The 19,765-nt window shown below is 45.8% G+C and carries 12 protein-coding genes and 1 pseudogene; 6 read left to right on the top strand and 7 right to left on the bottom strand.

Going from position 1 to position 19,765, the window contains the following annotated elements; all coding sequences use genetic code 11:
• Window positions 1-15: 15 nt before the first annotated feature.
• Window positions 16-750 carry a M48 family metallopeptidase gene (locus FHC48_RS20455; RefSeq protein WP_114502417.1) on the bottom strand — a complete coding sequence of 245 codons (735 nt, stop codon included), beginning with the start codon at window positions 748-750 and terminating at the stop codon, window positions 16-18.
• A gap of 1,159 nt (window positions 751-1,909) precedes the next feature.
• Here FHC48_RS20455 and FHC48_RS23855 point away from each other — a divergent pair.
• Window positions 1,910-1,981: a hypothetical protein gene (locus tag FHC48_RS23855; protein ID WP_107111807.1), complete on the top strand. Its 72-nt coding sequence runs from the start codon at window positions 1,910-1,912 to the stop codon at window positions 1,979-1,981.
• Between the two features lie 238 nt (window positions 1,982-2,219).
• Here FHC48_RS23855 and FHC48_RS20445 read toward each other — a convergent pair whose 3' ends face one another.
• The 5 genes from FHC48_RS20445 to FHC48_RS20425 all read right to left on the bottom strand — a co-directional run bounded on the left by FHC48_RS20445 (window position 2,220) and on the right by FHC48_RS20425 (window position 11,518).
• Window positions 2,220-5,501: a type I restriction endonuclease subunit R gene (locus FHC48_RS20445; RefSeq protein WP_114502416.1), complete on the bottom strand. Its 3,282-nt coding sequence runs from the start codon at window positions 5,499-5,501 to the stop codon at window positions 2,220-2,222.
• Between the two features lie 44 nt (window positions 5,502-5,545).
• Entirely contained in the window at window positions 5,546-8,113 is a 2,568-nt protein-coding gene (locus tag FHC48_RS20440; RefSeq protein ID WP_114502415.1) for an AAA family ATPase, read from the bottom strand.
• 13 nt (window positions 8,114-8,126) lie between these two features.
• Window positions 8,127-9,344, bottom strand: coding sequence for a restriction endonuclease subunit S (locus FHC48_RS20435; protein ID WP_114502414.1), 1,218 nt, complete (start codon window positions 9,342-9,344; stop codon window positions 8,127-8,129).
• Window positions 9,334-10,857 carry a type I restriction-modification system subunit M gene (locus FHC48_RS20430; protein ID WP_114502413.1) on the bottom strand — a complete coding sequence of 508 codons (1,524 nt, stop codon included), beginning with the start codon at window positions 10,855-10,857 and terminating at the stop codon, window positions 9,334-9,336. Before FHC48_RS20430 ends, FHC48_RS20435 begins: the two co-directional genes overlap by 11 nt.
• A gap of 73 nt (window positions 10,858-10,930) precedes the next feature.
• A complete protein-coding gene (locus FHC48_RS20425; protein WP_114502412.1) occupies window positions 10,931-11,518 on the bottom strand; it encodes a restriction endonuclease subunit S in 588 nt (195 codons plus the stop codon).
• A 141-nt stretch (window positions 11,519-11,659) separates the two neighbouring features.
• On the opposite strand from FHC48_RS20425, the gene FHC48_RS20420 reads away from it, so the two are divergent.
• The 5 genes and pseudogenes from FHC48_RS20420 to FHC48_RS20400 all read left to right on the top strand — a co-directional run.
• Window positions 11,660-13,048, top strand: coding sequence for a tyrosine-type recombinase/integrase (locus tag FHC48_RS20420; RefSeq protein WP_163761937.1), 1,389 nt, complete (start codon window positions 11,660-11,662; stop codon window positions 13,046-13,048).
• Complete coding sequence (locus FHC48_RS20415) at window positions 13,032-15,644, top strand: hypothetical protein (protein WP_142675309.1); 2,613 nt, start codon at window positions 13,032-13,034, stop codon at window positions 15,642-15,644. The genes FHC48_RS20420 and FHC48_RS20415 overlap by 17 nt, the downstream gene beginning before the upstream one ends.
• Window positions 15,641-17,641 carry a hypothetical protein gene (locus FHC48_RS20410; protein WP_220420578.1) on the top strand — a complete coding sequence of 667 codons (2,001 nt, stop codon included), beginning with the start codon at window positions 15,641-15,643 and terminating at the stop codon, window positions 17,639-17,641. The genes FHC48_RS20415 and FHC48_RS20410 overlap by 4 nt, the downstream gene beginning before the upstream one ends.
• Entirely contained in the window at window positions 17,638-18,021 is a 384-nt protein-coding gene (locus FHC48_RS20405) for a DUF6262 family protein (RefSeq protein WP_114502409.1), read from the top strand. The genes FHC48_RS20410 and FHC48_RS20405 overlap by 4 nt, the downstream gene beginning before the upstream one ends.
• Window positions 18,022-18,175: 154 nt before the next feature.
• Window positions 18,176-19,654: pseudogene (locus tag FHC48_RS20400) on the top strand (N-6 DNA methylase); the annotation flags it as partial.
• A gap of 20 nt (window positions 19,655-19,674) precedes the next feature.
• Here the strand turns inward: FHC48_RS20400 and FHC48_RS23555 are convergent.
• A partial coding sequence (locus FHC48_RS23555) for a hypothetical protein (RefSeq protein WP_039391442.1) occupies window positions 19,675-19,765 on the bottom strand: 91 nt, incomplete at its 5' end.

Genomic DNA, 19,765 nt, shown 5'->3' with positions numbered 1-19,765 from the left:
CTATGAATTCAGTAATCAATTTGCGATAACAGAAGCCATCCCATCCAGTCGTTCTTTCGTCTTTTCCCACTTTGGCATTACCTGGCCCATTAGCCGGTAGAACCGCTCGCTGTGGTTATGTTCGGCGATGTGGCAAAGCTCATGCAGGATCACGTAGTCAATACACTCACGAGGCGCTTTAACCAGGTGAGGGTTCAGGGTGATTCGGCCATTGGGTGAGCAGCTGCCCCATTGAGTTTGCATCGTCAGAATGCGCAGCGGCGGTCGTTCCTCTACCCAAAGGGCTTGTTCCAGCATGGCATCGAGACGCTTGGCGAAGGTTTCCTTAGCCCGCGCTTTGTACCAGTCTGTTAGTAGCTCTTTCACCTTGTCGGTGGACTTCGCTCGTACTGATACTTCAAGTTTGCCACGTAGTAGTTTCACGCCTTGAACCTGCTCAGGCGCTTCAATCACTTTCAGCAGGTACTGTTTTCCCAGGTAGTAATGGCTCTCACCACTGATGTATTGCCGAGGGGTGGTGAATTCAAGTTGTTTACGGAAATCCCGAAGCTGTTCGTATATCCAACGCCCACGCTTCTTAACAGCAGAAAGAACCGCATCATTGTTGGCATCTTCGGGACTCGACACGATTACCCTGCAATCTGGATGAACTTTGATTAGTATTCTATTTGAGACTGATCTTCTCGTTACTCGTTCGAACGGGATAAGATGATCGCCGTAGTGGAATTCAAAGCGCGTTGAATCAGTCATTTTCAAACAAGTCTCTTACATTTGAAGCTGATACTTTGTTCGGGCGTGCATCAATTAATACAAAGCCTTTGTCCTCTTTTAGTTTTAACTCCCTCATAACCTTGCTGACGGATTCAAGCTCGGAATCACTGAAAAAGATAATGACTTTAATTGACTGATGGGTGCAGTTTGCAGCCTCATAAATTTCAACTTGGTGTTTCAGGTTTTGCTTTAGCTTTTTGTTTGAAGCCAGCTTAAACTCAACGAGAGATTTATCTTTACTCCCGTTTGATATTTTAAAATCAACGGGCCCTCGACCATTATTAACTTCTGCATTTACATCATATTTACTGGCAAACCATGTAAGCTTGAATAGGAGCTGAAGGTCTTGCTCTCGTTTTATTGGATTTCCTTTTACATAGAAAAACCTGTAGCCATCATTGTTCTCAATCATCTGCTTTAGAAAGATAACACGCTGATACGCTTCGTCTAAGGAATTTGATGGTTGATCATAAAACTTCGTGTCTTTTTCTAGGCTGCTTACAAGCTCTTTAACTTTTTGAATGAACAGGTACTCTGTCTCATTTACCTTTAACTCGCTAAGCTTAACAGCCTGATCGCCATTCTCTTCTTTGAGCTTTATGAAATAGTCAATATATTGGGGGAATTTTATAATCGTACTTACGACGGCTTTGTCAAACTCTTTTTTATCTGGATCTTCAGGAAGCATCCTGGCCAGGTAGTCATTCAACTGCGCTCTTAATTGGTCATTTGGAATACTTTCTAGCACCCCTCTAAAGTCACCAATCATATCGGACTTGTTAATCCAGTTTTCATCTTTCGTAAGAATGTCTTTCGGAGTTAAAAGTACATAATCCTGTTGAAATGTTGGTAGCGTATAGGTTTTCGAAATCCATGATCTTGTCTTGTAGTTAAACTCGACTTTATCCACAAGGTGATTAGATAAAAACTTAGCATCAATATGCTCTAGGGCGAATGCTTGGGTGTAATCAAGTAAAAATCTTTTGATGAGATTGGTCGTGAAGTCGCTTATATTATCCCTTCCAACGCCATCTCTGATTAAGCAAAGCTTCTCAAGGTGGCTACCGTTGGTAATCTCTTCAGTGCCAAAATTCGTAAATACTGTGTTTAGGTTTTCGTTAAGAGATTTAGCGAACTTCTGGCCAAGGCCGCTACCACCATTGCCAATTTTGCTGTAACCAAACCATGTTTGTTTTACTTCTGGGAATAAGAACCATGCTTTTATTAACCCTTTGCTGATTCCTTCCTTTTCAGAACGGTCACGCAGAAATGCAACATATTGGATAATGTCATCATGTAGTTTCTGATATTCCGGTTTGTCGCTATTGAATAAGAGGAAAGGGTCAATGAAAAGGGGAAGGTCATTGATTAATGAAGGGTCAAATGCACCATATGCCTCTAGCTCTTTGGGCGAAACTTCAAAAAAATCAGAAAAATAAATTTTCATATTAAACCCCGCTCAAGCCCACACGAGTGATTTGAACAATCATCTCAACAATCTTCTTGGCCTGATCCATACCGCCACCAATGGCTTTGCATTCCTGGAACATGCGTGGCAGTAGCTTTTTACGAATGTCGGCTTCGATGTTCTGTGGATTGATAGAGTTTTCCGCGACAGAGGTTTCTACCGCCTGGTCAATTTCAAAGGCAACTTTGATCCATTTATCCTGAACTTGCTGGTCGAGCACAGCTAAGGCTTCCGGCAATACCTTTTTGAAAACACCGAAATAGGCCTGAGCATGGCGATTACCGGCAAATGCATCAGGTATGTCGTTTAAGCGCCTGTCTTGAACTTGCTCTTCAAATTCACGGAACAGCATGTACTGTTTCAGTGGATGGTCGAATAGCTTTTCGGCCTCTTCAATGGCCTGGCGCAATAGCTTGGAGAACGCTTCCTGAGCGTAAGGGTCATCCCGCAGCTCTTGCTCAATCATACGTGTCACACGGGTTTTGATAATGTCGGTTTCGTTGCGGGTTTTATCTTCGCTCCAGTCTTCTGGCTGTTGCTTTTGTCCCATCTTGCCCACTTCATAAGCGCCACCGGGTTCTTTAACCTCTACGCCTACCACATGCTTATCAAGCAGTTTTTTCACTTGTTCGGCGTATTCGTCGTAATTAATCCTCTCACCGGCATCTTGCTGCACCAGTTGGCGCAGGCTGGAGAATTGCTTAACCGTTTCTTTGTAGTGGCGACGATCCTCGTCGCTAAAACTCTTGTCTTCAAAGAAGGTGGCGGATTGCAGCGCTACCTTCAAGCAGCTGGCGAAGGCTGTCAGGGCTTCGTAGAAGTCTTCACGTACCTTGAGGTGTGCGTCAACCAGCTCACCATCTCTCTCTTCAATCTTTGGTACCAGTACCTGACGCAATTGCTCAATGTCGTTCTTGTTTTTCACGCCATCGAATATCGCCCATAGCTGCTTATACAGCTGTGGCAGGCGCTTGTACTCGGTACTCATCTGGTTGTAGAGGCCGGCAATATCATTGATGTCGTAACCGCCCTGAGTGCGGGAGGCCAGATCCTGATATTTCTGGATGGTGGTATCCAGCTCAGCCAGAATGCCGCGATAGTCGATGAGCAGACCAAACTTTTTCTTCGGGTGTAGTCGGTTTACCCGTGCAATCGCTTGGATCAGGTTGTGCTCTTTCAGGGGCTTGTCGATATAGAGCACGGCGTTTTTCGGCTCATCAAAGCCGGTGAGTAACTTATCAACTACGATGAGTATCTTCAGTGAATCATCTTTGTCGAAGCGTTCTATCAGGTGTTTGGTGTAAGCTTGTTCATCTTGGCTGCCAATATTGTCTTTCCACCACTGGGTCACTTCCGGTGTGGTGGCTTCATCGACAGCGGTATTGCCTTCACGGCTATCAGGCGGGCTCATCACAACGGCAGATTCAAACAAGCCTGCTTCGTCCAGATACTTTTTGTACTTGATCGCAGAGGCCTTACTGTCGCAGGCTAACTGGCCTTTCAAACCTTCGTCGATGTTCTTTACGAAATGGTTGGCAATATCCAGGGCAATCAAACGAATGCGGTCATCCGCACCGTATACCTGGCCTTTTTTGGCAAACTTGCGCTTTAGGTCGGCCTTTTGCTCGTCTGAAAGCCCTTCGGTAATACGCTCAAACCAACTGTCGATGGCACGTTCATTCACATCTAGGTCGGGAATGCGCTCTTCATATAGCAGAGGTGTAACAGTCTGGTCTTCCACCGCGCGTTGCATGGTGTAAGCATGCACAATGGGGCCAAACTTATTGGTGGTCTTGTCGTCTTTTAACAGTGGTGTGCCGGTGAAGGCGACAAAGGCAGCATTCGGCAGCGCCTGCTTCATACGGATGTGGTTTTCACCGCCCTGGCTGCGGTGGCCTTCGTCAATCAGCACAATAATGTCAGAGCTGTTGTTTACACACTCTGGCATTTTGGTAGCGGTATTAAACTTCTGGATCAGTGAGAAGATGATCCGCTCTGTGCCTTTACCAATCTGTTCAGCCAGGCGTTTACCAGAGGTGGCCATTGCTGCTTCTTTGTCTTTTTTACCGGCCAGTTCACCGCCCGAGGCAAAGGTTTTGCTCAGCTGGGTTTCCAGGTCTACCCGGTCAGTCACCACCACAATACGGCATTGCTTCAGGCTTTCGTGCAAGATCAGCGCCTTACTTAAAAACACCATAGTGAATGACTTACCCGAACCTGTGGTATGCCAAATCACACCGCCTTCACGGCCACCAGTGCTACTTCGGGTATTGATGCGCTCAATCAGTCGCTTAATACCAAACACCTGCTGATAACGGGCGACAATTTTGCCAGCCTTTTTATCGAACAAGGTGAAGTAACGGGTCATCTCCAGCAACCGAGTAGGGCTTAACAAGCTGATCAGTAATTGATCTTGCCCAGTAACAGCCAGTTCTCCCGCAGCGGTCAGGCTCTGGTACCAATCTAGGTCTTTTGCCGGACGGTGCCTGAATAAGCCTGCTAACTGCTCAGTTTTGAGCGTTTTGTTTTTGATGGCGTACATCTCAGCATCTGTGATGTCTTCTTCACGCCAGGCGGCCCAGAACTTTGCGAGCGTGCCACAGGTACCATAACGGCCTTCGTTGCCGTTTATGGAAAGCAGCATCTGGCTATAGGCGAACAGTAACGGGATTTCATCATGGCGCTGGTTACGCAGGCTTTGCGAAATGCCTTCGTCAATGGTGGGGCCTTTCTTGGCATTGCCATCGGGGCGTTTCGCCTCAATCACAACCAGGGGAATACCGTTCACAAAGCAGACAATATCCGGTCTGCGGCTTTCCACTCCCCCCGAGCGGGTAACCGTAAACTCTTCGGTGAATACAAAGCTGTTGTTGGCGGGGTTCTGCCAATCAATCAGCGCAACGGTCGGGCTGGCCTTTTTGCCATCCACAAACTCAGTGACCGAGATGCCATACAGCAGGTGGTTGTACAGACGCTCATTAGCAGTTAACAAGCCTTCATTTAGTGCTGGGCTACACACCTCGGCAATCAGGTTGTCGATAGCCTTTTCAGACAGCGGGTAGCTCTTCCCAGCAAAGTTAAACGATCGCTTCTTCAATTCGCTGCGCAGCACATTGCGTAAAACCACTTCATCGGCTTTACCACCACGGGCGGCTAACGCGAGTTCAGGAGGGAGGAACGACCACCCGAGGCTGGTCAACAACGTCAGCGCCGGTAACTTGGCACTGTATTCTTCCTGAAATTTGGGCGTGTATTGTGTCATTCGTTGTCTCTCATCAACCCCTGATACCCGAGGTGCGTATAAAATTAAAGTGTCGCTCGCTTCAAATATTCTTCACGCCAGGTTTTTAATGAAGTCATATCGGCCAGAAGATCGTCTGGCTTCGGAAGTTCCACTGGCGATTCTGTTGGCTGTGAATGTTCAAAGCCTGAGTATTTGGTCATGAGGGAATCAAGGAGATTGCAATCCACGTCTTTCAATTTGGCCATTTCCTTGAGCTTCAAGGTATTGACCGGCCGCTGAAATCTTTGAACTACCCCGCAAAGCAGATCATTTTCAATAGAGCGCTCCACCAATATCCTGAAGTCGCTGCATATTGATTTCAGCAAGATTTCTGCATACTCAAACTCGCCGTTTTCACTTGCCTTCTTTGCATCCTGATACCGCTGATTCATGAGTGTGTTCAGGGCGGTTTTGATATCGTTCTGTGAAAGTGGAATGGGAGCGGGCTCTCCGGTCCCCCAGTCTGCAGAGCGGATGCTCACCACATCTGGCTTGATGGTCTTTTTCTCGGCAAAATATCGAACCGTACCGAGTAAGGACAGGCGGTGAGTAAAGACAATGACCTGCTTGTCCTTAGACAGCTCGATCAGTCTTTGAACCACGGCCTCTTCATAGCTTTGGTCGAGTGAGGATATTGGATCGTCAAAGATAAACGGGGCCTGGTTGTTCTTGCCAGTTACGTCGGCCAAAAAAGCCGCAATGGAAACGATCCGATTTTCTCCCTCACTCAGAACATCGGCGAGGCCATTCTGAGAGGCCCCCCGAAGCTGGAGCTTATGCAGGACTCGGCCCTTGGATACTTTTGATTTCACGAGCTCAACCTTCACCTGAGATGCGCCCAAGGCCTTGAGCTCCGCCTTGAACCTTTGTACGAACGCATCCGTGATCAAGGCTTCTGCCAACTCGCCTTTCTTTCTTGATAAAACTGTCGTATCAGCGGATTTTTTAGCCGCCTTGATCTGGTTCAGCAGCTTCAATCGGGTTACGTCTTCATCAATGGCGGCGCGGTGTTCAGACAACCACTTTCTGGCCTGCAGGCTGTTTAGCTTCCTCCTGATCTCCTCACGATTATCGCTTTTGGCATCTTCATCATATTTTGCCGCGAGTTCATCGAGGCTTTTCGACTGAGTGTTGGCTTCTTCGATCCACTTAGGTGAGGGTATAGGGTTGGGAACGGCTTCTTCGGAATCTATCCCAGGGAGTAGGTCTTTTCTTGCCTGTAATTGAGCAAAGAAATCAGTGATCTGGCTAACGACGTCAGCCTGTCGAATGTCGGCCGCATCGATACGTGTCTTCAGCGTCTCCGATGTCGGTAGCGCCTCGATAACTTGACTGGTGGTCTCGTATTCCTTGGCTGCATCGGATGCAGCTTTCTGCAGTTCGCCCTTCACGAAATTTTCAAAGGAGGTCAATCGCTCCTTAGCCTCTTGGGACAAGCTCTGGTGACACAGGACACAACGGGAACCATCGATAATATTCGGATATTCGGCTTCTTTATAGGCAGCAGATAGGGAATAGCTCCGGGCGGCTTCCCAAAGCTCTTTCCAGACATCGGAGCCTATGCCTTCTAGCTCGCTGCCGGAGAACACCTTTTGCGCCGCCGTGTTTGCCGCAGTCTTCTTAAGGATCGACTTCTTCTTGGCCGCAACGATCCGCCGGTAATTATCGTCCGATAATTGATTCAGATACTTTTGGGCATCCTGGACCAGTGTGTCGATATGCTGTTTCTGCTTTCTCAGCTGCCTCGCCTTTTCTGCAGGAGCCTGTTCAGCAAGGCGCTGCTGCAGCGCTTGCATTTCGGTATCATCAGCACTGCTAAATGCGCAATGCTTGTCGATGTCCTGGGTGGTAGTCTGGTCATTGATGGACTCGTACCAGATTCCTTCAGGAGTTACCTTCTTATCGGCCGGAATAATTGGCTTTTTGGACTGGTGCCGGTTGGCCTCGTTGTCTAATGTCGATGCGACCTTTTCGCATGTGAGGATGAGCGAACTGAAGAACGATAGAACTGGTGGCTCGTAGCTCACCTCGTCTTCGCTGCTGACAAAGACCTTACCAAATGAGGTGTCGAAAATATCAACGCTAGTTAGCTCATCACAGATGCTTTGACCAGACCAGGTATGAGTCTTCGGCACACCGTCTTGCTCAAACGAAATGCAGGCCTTCTGTGCGACAGAGTCAGGCTTATAGACATTGCGATGGAGGGTGCCCGCCACGCGGGCACCACATACATGTTTGAGGAGTCTGACGTAACCGGACTTGCCTGCCCCGTTGTTGCCATAAACAATCGTGATATTGCCCTTACCAAACTCAAGTGGTTTTTTCGGAGCAAGGGCGTTTACTCCTTCGATTTCACTGATCGAACACAATCGCAAGGAGCCTGCTGCGCCCTGGGAGAATGCGGTAGCAGGAAAAGAACAGGTTGTTTTGGACAGCTTACCGTCGGCTTCCTGCTGGCAAAGTTTTGCGAGCTCAGAGATGTCATTGTCAGTAAGCTCAGACTGCTGAAGTAGCCGAGTAGCTGCAATCTGGAGCCACTGAGGGCGCTCTGAAACCCACTTATTTAAATCATTTACAACCTCGGTGTTCATATTTTGTCTTCCTTTACTCTATGACGACACGGCGCTTACCCGTGAGTAGCTGCTGCATGAGGGCATTTTTCTCTTGCTTCAAGGCATCTAGCTTTTGTTGCAAGGCGCTGATTTCCTGATCAGCGGTGGCTAGTACAGTCGAGATTCTTTGCTGCTCTTCTAACGGTGGAAGTGGCACATGAATCAAGCTGAACTCTTTCCAACGTAGACTTCCTCGACGATCAACAGATGCATTAGTGGCTGCACCGAATATCTGCCGGTAGTGATCAGTCTTTAAAACTGCGTAAAGATAGGTGTTGTCTACTTTTTTCGGCTTTGCTCTAAAGACGACATAAATAGGGCTTACGATGCCAGTATCGTAGAGGTTCTGTAGCCCAATAGATCCCTCCTCAACGTGGTTAGATGGAAAGCCAAAGCAACCACGGTGAATGAGCCTATAGCCAGAGGTATCATCACTGTAAACTTTCTTTTTGAAGTATTTGAGTGAGTCAACAAAGCCATCGTACTTGGAGCATGAGAGAACCGGGTAGTCAGCAGATTCTGTATTTTTCTCAGTCACCTGAGTGCAAACATCCTTTATCGCTGGATATTCCCAATCTTTAGGAATAATCCCATATCGAGTTTTCTTAAAATCGTAACCATTAGCAGGCATGCCTAGGCGTTTTTTGCCGGTTAGTAGTTGTTGTTCTAGGGCTTTTTTCTGCTGCTGGCTGTTGGAGAGCAGTTGTTCGGTGGTGGTGATGGCCTTATCCCAGGTGGAGAGGATTTTGGCGATTTTCTTTTGCTCTGACAAAGGGGGCAATGGCATTGGATATGATTTCAATACATCCATTTCAATGCCAGTTTGACCTGATGTTCTCTGCGAGTGTGATTCAATCACTCTAAGTAGAGATTCACGACTCAAGAAATAATACATGTAGTCATTGTCAACACCATTTTTAGGCGATGCTTTGATAAGTGCTACATTATAAGCGCCTTCTATTCCTCGAAGAATTTGAAAAATAGGTGGGCCGTAACGGCCAATCATAACATCTGATGGAGAACAAAACTTCTTCGCAAGATTTTTAGGAATATAAGTGGCATATTTATCCGTCTTATAGTCTCTAATTTGAATCAATCTTATATAGTTTTCTTTAGGTTCATCAATAAATACCTCTCGTGGAGGTTGGGAACCACCTGAGAATGTTATATTATTTTCAATACTTCGATTAAGCCATCCCTTAGGCACCATAACCAAGCTCCTCAAGATACTTTGCCATCTCGGTTTCCAGCTCAGTCAGTTGGGCTTTTAGCTGCTCACGTTCGGCACGCACCGCCATCAGGTCGATTTCTTCCTCTTCTTCAAAGGTATCGACGTAGCGCGGGATATTCAGGTTGTAATCGTTCTCTTTAATCTCTTCGAGGCTCGCCACATAGGCGTATTTTTCCACATCGTTACCGGCGTGATAGGTAGCTACAATCTTGGCGATATTCTCCTCAGTCAGCAGGTTCTGGTTTTTTCCGGCTTTGAAGTCACGGCTGGCATCGATGAACATGACGTTATCGTCACTTTTGTTCTTCCTGAAAATCAGGATTGCCGCCGGAATGCCTGTGCCGTAAAACAGCTTCTCGGGTAGGCCGATCACCGCATCGAGCAGGTTTTCGTCAATCAGTTGCTGGCGAATTTTTCCCTCAGACGAGCCACGGAATAGCACGCCATGCGGCACAACAACGCCCATTCTTCCGCTTTTTGGTTTTAGCGTTTCAATCATGTGCAGGATAAAGGCGTAGTCGCCTTTGGTTTTTGGCGGTACGCCACGGCGGAAGCGGCTGAACTTGTCGTGCTCGGCTTCGTCGTGGCCCCATTTATCTAAGGAAAACGGTGGATTGGCGGTCACGATGTCAAACAGCATCAGGTCGCCGTTTTTATCGAGCAGCTTGGGGTTACGAATGGTGTCGCCCCATTCAATTTTGTGATTGTCTTCGCCGTGCAGAAACATGTTCATTTTGGCCAGCGACCAGGTGGAGCCAATGGCTTCCTGGCCATACAGGGCGTATTGCTTGCTGCCGTGATTCGCTACGACCTTGCGACCGCACTTCATCAGCAGCGAGCCAGAGCCACAAGCCGGGTCACAGATGCTGTCACCCGGTTGTGGGTCTAACAGCTCGGCGATGAGATCCGAAACTTCTGGCGGAGTATAAAACTCACCGGCTTTCTGGCCACCGCTGGCCGCGAAGTTTTTAATCAGGTATTCGTAGGCGTTACCGATCACATCCAAGGTGCCAACACGGCTGGTTTTGAGATTAAGTTCGGGCTTGGCGAAGTCTTCCAGCAGGTGGCGCAGAATGGTGTTCTTTTGCTTCTCTTCACCCAGTTTGTCGGTGTTGAACGAAATGTCCTGGAACACGCTTTTACCGGCGTCTTTTAGTTTGGTGCCGTTGGCTTCTTCAATGGCGTGCAGCGCCTGGTCGATGCGCTCACCATTACCGGGTTCGTGACGGCGTTCGTACAGGGCGTAGAAGCTAGCCGCTTTGGGCAGTACAAAGCGCTCGTTTTTCATCATCTCTTCGATGAGTTCCGGCTCGTTGCCGTACTCGGCCTTGTAGCCATCGTAGTGATCCTGCCATACATCGGAGATGTACTTGAGGAACAGCATGGTGAGGATGAAGTCTTTGTAAGTATCGGCGCTGATGGTGCCACGGAAGGTATCGCAGGCGTTCCACAGCGCTTTGTTGATGCTGTCTTGGTTAATCTTGTCGTTCATCCATTGCTTCCTTTTATGTGGGGCCAATCAATGGCTGGCCCGGTTCAAGTCTTAAATTCGTTGTGCAGGCTGTTTAGTGGCCATGCGCCTGGTATAAGTCGTTGGCGATTGCGCCCATCATGCGCTCACCGTTGTTTACTAGCCTCTGTATCAGCCTCTGCTCTTCACCCAAAGTGTTGGCCATCGCAATAATTGCTCGCTGCTTGGCAAGGGGCGGAACAACGACAGGGGCATCTTCCAGCACACTGCGGCGAATACTTTTTGTTAGGGTGCCTTCGGCATTTTGCTCAAAGTAACGTTGAGCCGGTGCCTGATTCAGTAACCACACCATAAACTCGGGCAGGATGTCTTTCTTCTTCAGGCTGACCACAAAAAAATGAGGTGCAGCAACGGCCTGCTTACCCGCAGAAGCCAATAACTGATCGACCTGCACGGCGTAGTTATGGCTACCACGAGCGGCCACTAAAATATCACCTGTGGTGAGGTAGTCGGGTTCACGCTTGCCGGTTAGCTCTGTTTCCAAGCAGTCTGACCAGCGAATCCCTTCGGTTAGCGAGACATCCTTCATCTGAACCGCGACCACGGCAGAGCCTGGCACTTCAGGGATTTTGCCCCGAAATGGGTAGCCTGCATTGATGGTTGCGATCTGTTTCAGCTTCAAGCCTTCACCTGTTCATAGTCAATGATGCAGAAATAATCTGTTGATCCTGGTTAAATGTCAAGCTAAAGTTGTTTCATCGCCTTTGATGCAAAGAAAGTGCTCAAGGGCTTTTTGTTGGGTAGGTGTAATACGTCATAGGTGATGATGCAGAAAAAAAGTGTAAGCATTCATAAGGTGAGATTCAACGTTGGGGCGTTACCAGTGTTCTCTGGTGAGGTAAACGATCATGGAATTAGAGCTATTGAATACCGAGCTGACCACTGGGTGGATAATTTCCCTCTGATTTGGTCGAACGACCGCCAGTTTGATGCGCTGGAGATGAATTTATTCCTAGAGCACCGCTACAAGGGGTTGCATCGCGCTCCTAAACGAGCTGCTAGGTCTAACCCATTGGGCGGGATCTCTCTCAAGACGCTGCAATCAATAGCAAACTCTTTGTGTATTTTTCTGAATTGGATTTCAGAAGAAAACGTTGATTGGCGTCAGGTTACTGCTCAGGCATCAACACAGCGTGCCAAGTATTGGCTGCCTGTTTATCGGTTTAGAAAGTTTCTAATCGATTTGATCCAGGCAAAATCTCTAGGCCGCGACAGCGCCAATTTGTATATGACCCATGTTAGACAATTTTACGAGTGGGCTCGTCGTAGAGGGACTATAGAAAAACTGCCGTTTGAATATCAGCAGTTACATATTAAACGCAGCAACGAGCACTCAGATATTAACTCAATATTTTCTATGGCCCATCATTCATCTGGAATAACTGTTCAAACATCCGACCTAACGATACCGAAGAAATACCGACAGAAATCACTGTCCAGTGACCAATTATCGCCATATACCACTGAAGAGCTTAGTGCTCTATATGGGACTCAATACCTCAAGTCTTCCTCAAGACGCCTGTGGGTAGATCTAGCCCTTTTCACTGGTATGAGAGCATTTGAAATTGCTAAATTTTTGGAAGTTTACGTAGTAGATCCATCAATAAGTGCCGTGCCTTCATATCATGCAACTATCACGGGCAAGGGGAATAAAGAGCGCCAGATACTAATACCGCGCACTCTAATGCAGCGATTGTGGCATTACAGAAATTGTAATGAACGAATGCATAGAGTTATGAAGTGGGAAGTGAAGAATGGAACTGATTGCGACAAACCACTTTTCATTAACCGCTCTGGCTTAGGAATCTCTGAAAAATCTGTTAGTAATACCGCGATTTTCGCCCGCAAAGAGCTGGCACGCACTGGTTATGTACTTGAGCGGAGCTTTCACGATTTGCGCTCAACATACGCAACTAATCTTGCAAAATATATGCTCGACAAAGGCTTAGAGCCTGGGTTCATCGAGTTTAAATTGATGGCGTTACTTGGTCATTCAAACTTCTCAACAACACGGAAGTATTTAAACTTCGCTCGTGCAGTTACCTTTGATAGCGAAATGAAAGGTTGGTCAGACACAATATTCGACGGCATCGATGAGCGGCTGGTTGGTGACTATCAGCACTTGCTAAGGGGGGATGATGATCAATCCTAGACAAAGGCTTTGCGATATATCTCCTGCGTTAGAACAGGAGTTTATGGAGCTTCACTACAAAATCGAAAATGGCTCAATTAAGGCCAGCAAGGTTACAGTGAAAGGTTATCGTAATGGCCTTTTACAAGGAATAAAGGCCTGGCCTGAAGTGAGTGCTGATCACCTTGCTCATCTTCAAAATCATGGAGTGAAGTCACTCAGAGATCAAAAATATTGGCTTCGTTTAGAAATCACTGCATTTAGCAATTTGGAAAAGCAGAAGGCCGTTGCATTCACTCGGTCATTGGACTTCCTATATAGGCTTTCTCATCCAGAAAACTACACAGGAAAACCAACCTTTGTTGCGGTTCATGGATCCTTGGTTGGTTTATTAGATATCTATCTTAAATCTGAGCTGCTTGGAGATTCAGTAAGAAGCGCAATAACGAAATTTGTTGACTCAGACGCTTTATCTGAGGCCACTAAAGTAGCTGTCGTACAACAAGTTGTGAGCATCATTAAAGCGTTAGCATCTGATGAGAGCTCTGATATTGTAGTGCTTCTAGAATCCGCTCTCGATGAGGGGCGTCTGATCGAGGCAGGTATTAAGAAGCACAGGGTTATACCAGTTAGATCACAGCTAAGGGCTTTTATTGAGGTTGTATATCCTGATCTGTTCTATAGACAAAAGCTGTTGATTGGCGGAAGGAGCCTGGATGTCACTGAACTCCATGCTACATCAAAAACTGCATTGATGCAGATAAAAGCTCTCGCTGGAAACGCCTACTATTCAGGCGAGTTTGGACATGTTTCGGGCGGGCTTAAAGGGCGGCTATCATGCTCTATAAGAACAATTCTAAGGTTTGTCCAAAAGGATCATAATTTCAAAAGCAAGTTTGCGGAAACTGGGCTGGATGCTTTGTCGTTGGAAGGATATCGGCCACTAAAAGATATTTTCCGGTACTACAAGCAACATGAAGCCACGGCAGTTGCAAATCTATACGAGCACCATTCAGGGATGAAGGTTAATCAGCGAATATTATTTCAAGACATATTATGTTTTGAAAACGATAAAAGCGGGAAAGTCAGAACCCTAGATATATCCATTATATCCGAAATATGCTTAAAGCTTAGGGAGGATATTGTATCCATTCACCAAGAAGAGACCGAACTTCTTAGTCAGAAAAATTATGGGGCTGAAACCCTTCATGCCCGCTTCTCAAAACTAATGAAAGTATTTTCAGCGTATTGTGATCGAGATACAGTAAATGGGCTTGGAGTGAGCTTTTTATCTGCTAACGACGGTAATATTCAGCTTGATATTTTGTCCAGAATACAATCGGATGTACTTACAAAATCCGTCTCAAGACGAACAGCTGAAGGTTATATTTCCGCTATCAGATGGCTTTGCGGAATAACTGGACAAAAATTTATTAACGCATATCGGATAACTAGCAATAGGCATGCTGTGCATGCTTCGAGAATGAAAAGTTACGATACATATACGTTAGATGAAGTACGGGAGCTAGCGTTTCATATAGAAAAAGGAATTTTAAAAAATGACTGGCCATTGCAGGATAAGCTGGCAATGTATTTTGCAAGAATACAAATTAAGACGTGCTGGAATACATCTTCAATAGCTCAAATCGAGTGTTCGGATATTCAGCAAGTTGGCATACCAACAAGCAATCGACCTATAACAATGCTTGTTCAAAAGCCCCGTAAAAGCTATCAGACAGACCATTTTAACTTTGACTATAAGTCATCCCGATCCGCTATTCATGATTTACTAACGGTACGGGATACCTTAACAAGATCTACCAGGAACAAGTATGCTGGATATGATAATTCAAGGTTCCTATTTATTTATGAAGAGCTAGGCCAGCTTAAGACGATAAATTACAACAGTATTGTAGCCAGGATAGCCACGATTCTTATGGGGCTTGGGTGCTCGATAAAATATAACTCCGCAAAGCTCAGAAAAACTGGTTCTAATGAGGTCTATCGCCAGCTTTCAAAAGATTTCAGAAGATATAAAGATGCCTTTAAACATACATACCCTACCTTTATAAAAAACTATCAACGAGTCAATGAAGCATCTTCAAAAGCGACGCTTAGTGATGCAGCCAAAATTATGGAGCAGTATTTCAGTGGTAAGGAGCTATCGACTGAGATCAAAATTGTTACTGAATACGAATATGGTACTCAACTAACCCCGGTGGGAGGATGCAATGCAGAGAGAGGGTCTAAAGAAGCGCAAGTTTATGCAAAGCAAAATAGGATCTTAAGCTCTAATGAAATCGACAGATGTGGCGATTTTATGGCGTGCATATGGTGTAAACACTACAGGGTTGTAGCTGATGCCGATCATGTGTGGCAATTACTGTCTTTCAAAGATTATGTCTTGGGCGATATGCAGGGGACTATCGCACATTTTTCCGATGCTAGCCTGCAAAAGCAGGCTCATCGCGCCTTATCTGAAAGAGTTGATGAAATCATATCCAGGCTAAAAATTACAAACTCTAGTCAGGTTAGCCAGGGGCGAACATTGTTTAAAAATAATGGGCTGCATCCAGTCTGGAACTATGCCATATCTGATATCGCAGGTGTTGTATGAGTATTTCCTTCGTACTTTCCGAGTGCCTCAGTGGCATTGGGGAATACAATATAAAGCCATATTGCGAAAAACGTTGGCTATCTTTACGCGATGAAATTGTCTGGAGTGGTTCTGATCGTATCGGTTACTCACGGGAGGTTAGACTTTCAGATTCCACGTGGAAGCCGATCGGAGAAAAGATTGGGATATCGTTCAATGAACTCAGCATCGAGTTTGAGTATGAATTCAAGATATTGATATTGGCACTGTACACGTCAGGGATTGGTGAAGGTATGCCGCCTCTGAAATGGAGTACCATTATAAATGGGGCAAGAAGTCTGATTACTATTGCCAGATTTCTTTGCGTAAAGCGAATTCATTCTTGGATTGAACTCGATAAACTTAATAATTTAAAAAAATCACACTACTGCGCTGAAGTTATTGGTTACATTGGAGCTAACGATAAGCCTAGTTTGTGCGTTTCGATTAACACTGCTACTAAATGGTTGAAATGCTACGGCTTACTTGGAAAGGAATCATTTAATTTGATTTCTGATAAGTTCACGCCAATCGTGGCTGCTTATCAAATAAACGGAAGGAAGAAACACCCGGTTATTCCCTGTGGTGTTCTAAAAAAACTAATTTCAAAAGTTATCTATGAGCTTGATTTGATCAATGAAATTCGTGACGAATGGATTCGACGCCAATCCGATGAGATACGAAGAATAGAAAGAGGTCAGTACAAAATTGTAAACGGGCGGTACAGAAGCATCTGCAGCGGAGGTGATGCAGCTGTAACAGCAAAGATTGGTAGAATAAGAGGCTTAGTAAATATCTTAGTTCTAGCTTTTACAGGGATGAGAGATGGAGAAGCGCTAGCTCTTGCAAATGATTGCTTAGTCACTAGAGAGAGTGATATTGGCGAACTTCACTACTCGCTGTTATCCGAGCTAACAAAAACAACTGATGGTTCGCAGAAAGTAGAATGGGTATGCGGAGAGATTGTTTCAAAATACTTAACTCTCATATCCATGTTGAATGAAGTGGTTTATGAAAAAGCTACTGCCATTATAGAGTATCTATCATCTGAAATCTCGGATGAATATCTAAACGAATTGCAGCAAGGGCTAAAATATAAGTATCTCTTTACTGTCAACTATTCGCTTGCTGGCTGCGGATTCTATCGAATGAACAAGCGACCAAACTCTGCCGCTTTCAATATTAGTGACTTCTTTAAGATCCCTCTCAATACATCAGATATAGAGCAACTTGATCGCCTTGGATGTAATTACAAATCAGTTGCTCCAAACAATTCAGACCGACATCAACCATACAAGGCAGGTGATTACTTCAACTTCACTCCTCATCAGTTCAGGCACACATTTGCCTGGTTTATCATCGCAAACCGCTTAGGTGAGTTGGATGATATTAGATATCAGTACAAGCACTTATGGCAGAATATGACTCTCGTCTATGCCCAGCGCGGATTCGAGTCTATCGGGGAACTGCTAAATATAGCGGATGAGTTTTCAGAACATATTACAAGCTTAACGGTGAATGAGATTGTCGAGGCCTCACTCGATGGAAATATTGCTGGGCACGGTGGTGCACGGTTCTCTAGTCGAATTAAGGAAATGCTGGGAAACCAAGTTGAAGAAAATGTTCAACCACATTTCAAAGATATAAATCAACTGGTGGAATTTATATCGAAAAACTCAAACGACTTGCGAGGAGTTGGACACGGTTATTGTACGAAAGCTAAGGATTGTAAGGTCAAGAATGTAGCTGATCCGAGCCATTGTGTTTATTGTGACGGATATATTGCAACTCCTAGGCACTTAACTTACTGGAAAACAATTCAGCTGAACTGTGAAGATAAAATCAAGAAGATTGAATCAGCGCCAGATGGGGTAAGGGAAAGGCTGGATTCTTTTAGTATGGTTCTAAAAAGTAACCTAGAGGCTGCCAGGGTTATTATTGAGCAGCTAGAACCGTTAAGAGGGGTTGATCAAGCATGAGTGAGAATACCAGGCAATCCTTAATTGATGCCTTATATCAATTGGTTAGCGAAGGTAAAAAAGTAAGCATTAAATCAGTTGCCGATAGAGCTGGTTTAAGCCATTCCATTATTTATAACCGATATCCAGAATTAAAGTGCATGATTAAAGACGAGCAAGTAAAGCAAACTGAGCATCTGAAACGGGATAGGGAAATAGCGGAGTTAGAGAAGCTAAAAAGCAAACTTTCGTCAGTTAAAAGAAAGAATCAAAAGCTTGAACAAGAAAAGTCAACGGATTTTCCTGCCTTACTTGCCCATATCCAACAAGTCTATTCGATGTACGACCAACTAGCTGAAGAGCATGTTGAAGCTCTTAACCGCTTGCGTGAGATAAAGTAACAACCAAATAAAGCATTGCTGTCGAGATTAAGTTCTGCGGTCTCCATGATCGCATTTGGCGTAACACTCTAGGATATTTTCGGATAGCGATTCTAAGATTTAGGCTTGAAACACTGCCGAAAGTGTTACTACCCCAGAGTCCCCGCCAAATCACCATGTAACACTTTTTCAGAACACTGAAGATGGCATTGTCTTTACTCCTGCAGAGGTGTCACGCATTCTGGCGAAAGTTATTGGCATCAGCAAACAGACACCACAGGATGCTACCGTTTATGACCCTACCTGTGGTTCAGGCTCACTGCTGTTGAAAGCCAGTGACGAAGCCGGTCCGAAAGGGCTGACCATTTATGGCCAAGAGATGGATTATGCGACCAGCGCACTGGCACGCATGAACATGATCCTGCATGACAACGCCACTGCTAAAATCTGGAAAGGGAACACTCTGGCGGATCCACATTGGAAGGATGGCAACGATAACCTGAAAACCTTCGACTTTGCTGTAGCTAATCCCCCTTTTTCCAACAAAAACTGGACCAGCGGGCTGGATGCTGCGAACGATCCTTTTGACCGTTTTATCTGGGGTACTCCGCCAGAAAAGAATGGTGATTATGCTTTCCTGCTACACATCATCAAAAGCCTCAAGAGTACAGGCAAAGGCGCGGTGATCTTACCTCACGGCGTTCTGTTCCGGGGCAATGCTGAAGCGCGTATTCGTGAAAATCTGCTCAAACAGGGCTATATCAAAGGCATTATTGGCCTGCCTACTAACTTGTTTTATGGCACAGGCATTCCGGCATGCATCATTGTCATCGATAAAGAAAATGCCCAGTTCCGAGCTTTCAATGCTAATGGCGAGAGTCAGCAAGGCATCTTTATGATCGATGCCAGTAAGGGCTTTATTAAGGACGGCAATAAAAATCGCCTACGCGCCCAGGACATCCATAAAATTGTCGATGCATTTAATCGTGAGCAGGAAATCCCCCGTTTCAGCCGCATGGTACCGCTCTCAGAAATTGCGGCCAACGACTTCAACCTCAATATCCCTCGCTATATCGACAGCAGTGATCCTGAAGATCTGCACGACCTTTCTGGCCATTTGGCTGGCGGCATTCCCGATCGCGATATTGATGCTCTCAGTGCTTACTGGCAGGTTTTCCCTACTTTACGCCAGGAGCTATTCGAACCTGCCCGCCCAGGCTACAGCAATGCTCGAGTTGAAGCAGATAAAGTGAAGAGTACAATTCTGGCACACCCGGAATTTGCCGCTTTCAAAGCAGGAGCACTGATACCATTTGAAGAATGGTTTACAAGTTGTCAGCTTGAAGAAATTGCTCGCGGCGACTCACCGAAACAACTGATTGAAGAAATTGGTGAGCGTCTCCTCGCTGCCTATGCTTCTGAAACCACCGCTGATGTACCGCTGCTAGAGAACTACGCTATCTATCAGTTGCTAATGGATTACTGGATGGAAGTGATGCAGGACGACGTTTATGTCCTGAGCCAGGATGGTTGGCAAGCAGGTAAAGTGCTACGTGAGCTGGTTGTGGAAAAAGGCGAAAAACTCAAAGAAACGCCCGATCTGGTAATTGGTAAGAAGAAATATAAGGCTGAACTATTGCCGCCAATCTTTCTAAATAGCTGCGCCTAATACCGCTACACTTTTGCCTGACCATGTTTTCCTCCGGGGAATGGGCTGGCGGTTTCCATAAAATGGCGGACCTTTTTCAGTAACTGCCACATTGAG

The sequence above is a fragment of the Enterobacter sp. EC_50 genome, from assembly GCF_019584525.1.
Classification (GTDB): domain Bacteria; phylum Pseudomonadota; class Gammaproteobacteria; order Enterobacterales; family Enterobacteriaceae; genus Enterobacter; species Enterobacter roggenkampii.
This window is presented reverse-complemented; position numbering and strand designations above follow the sequence as displayed.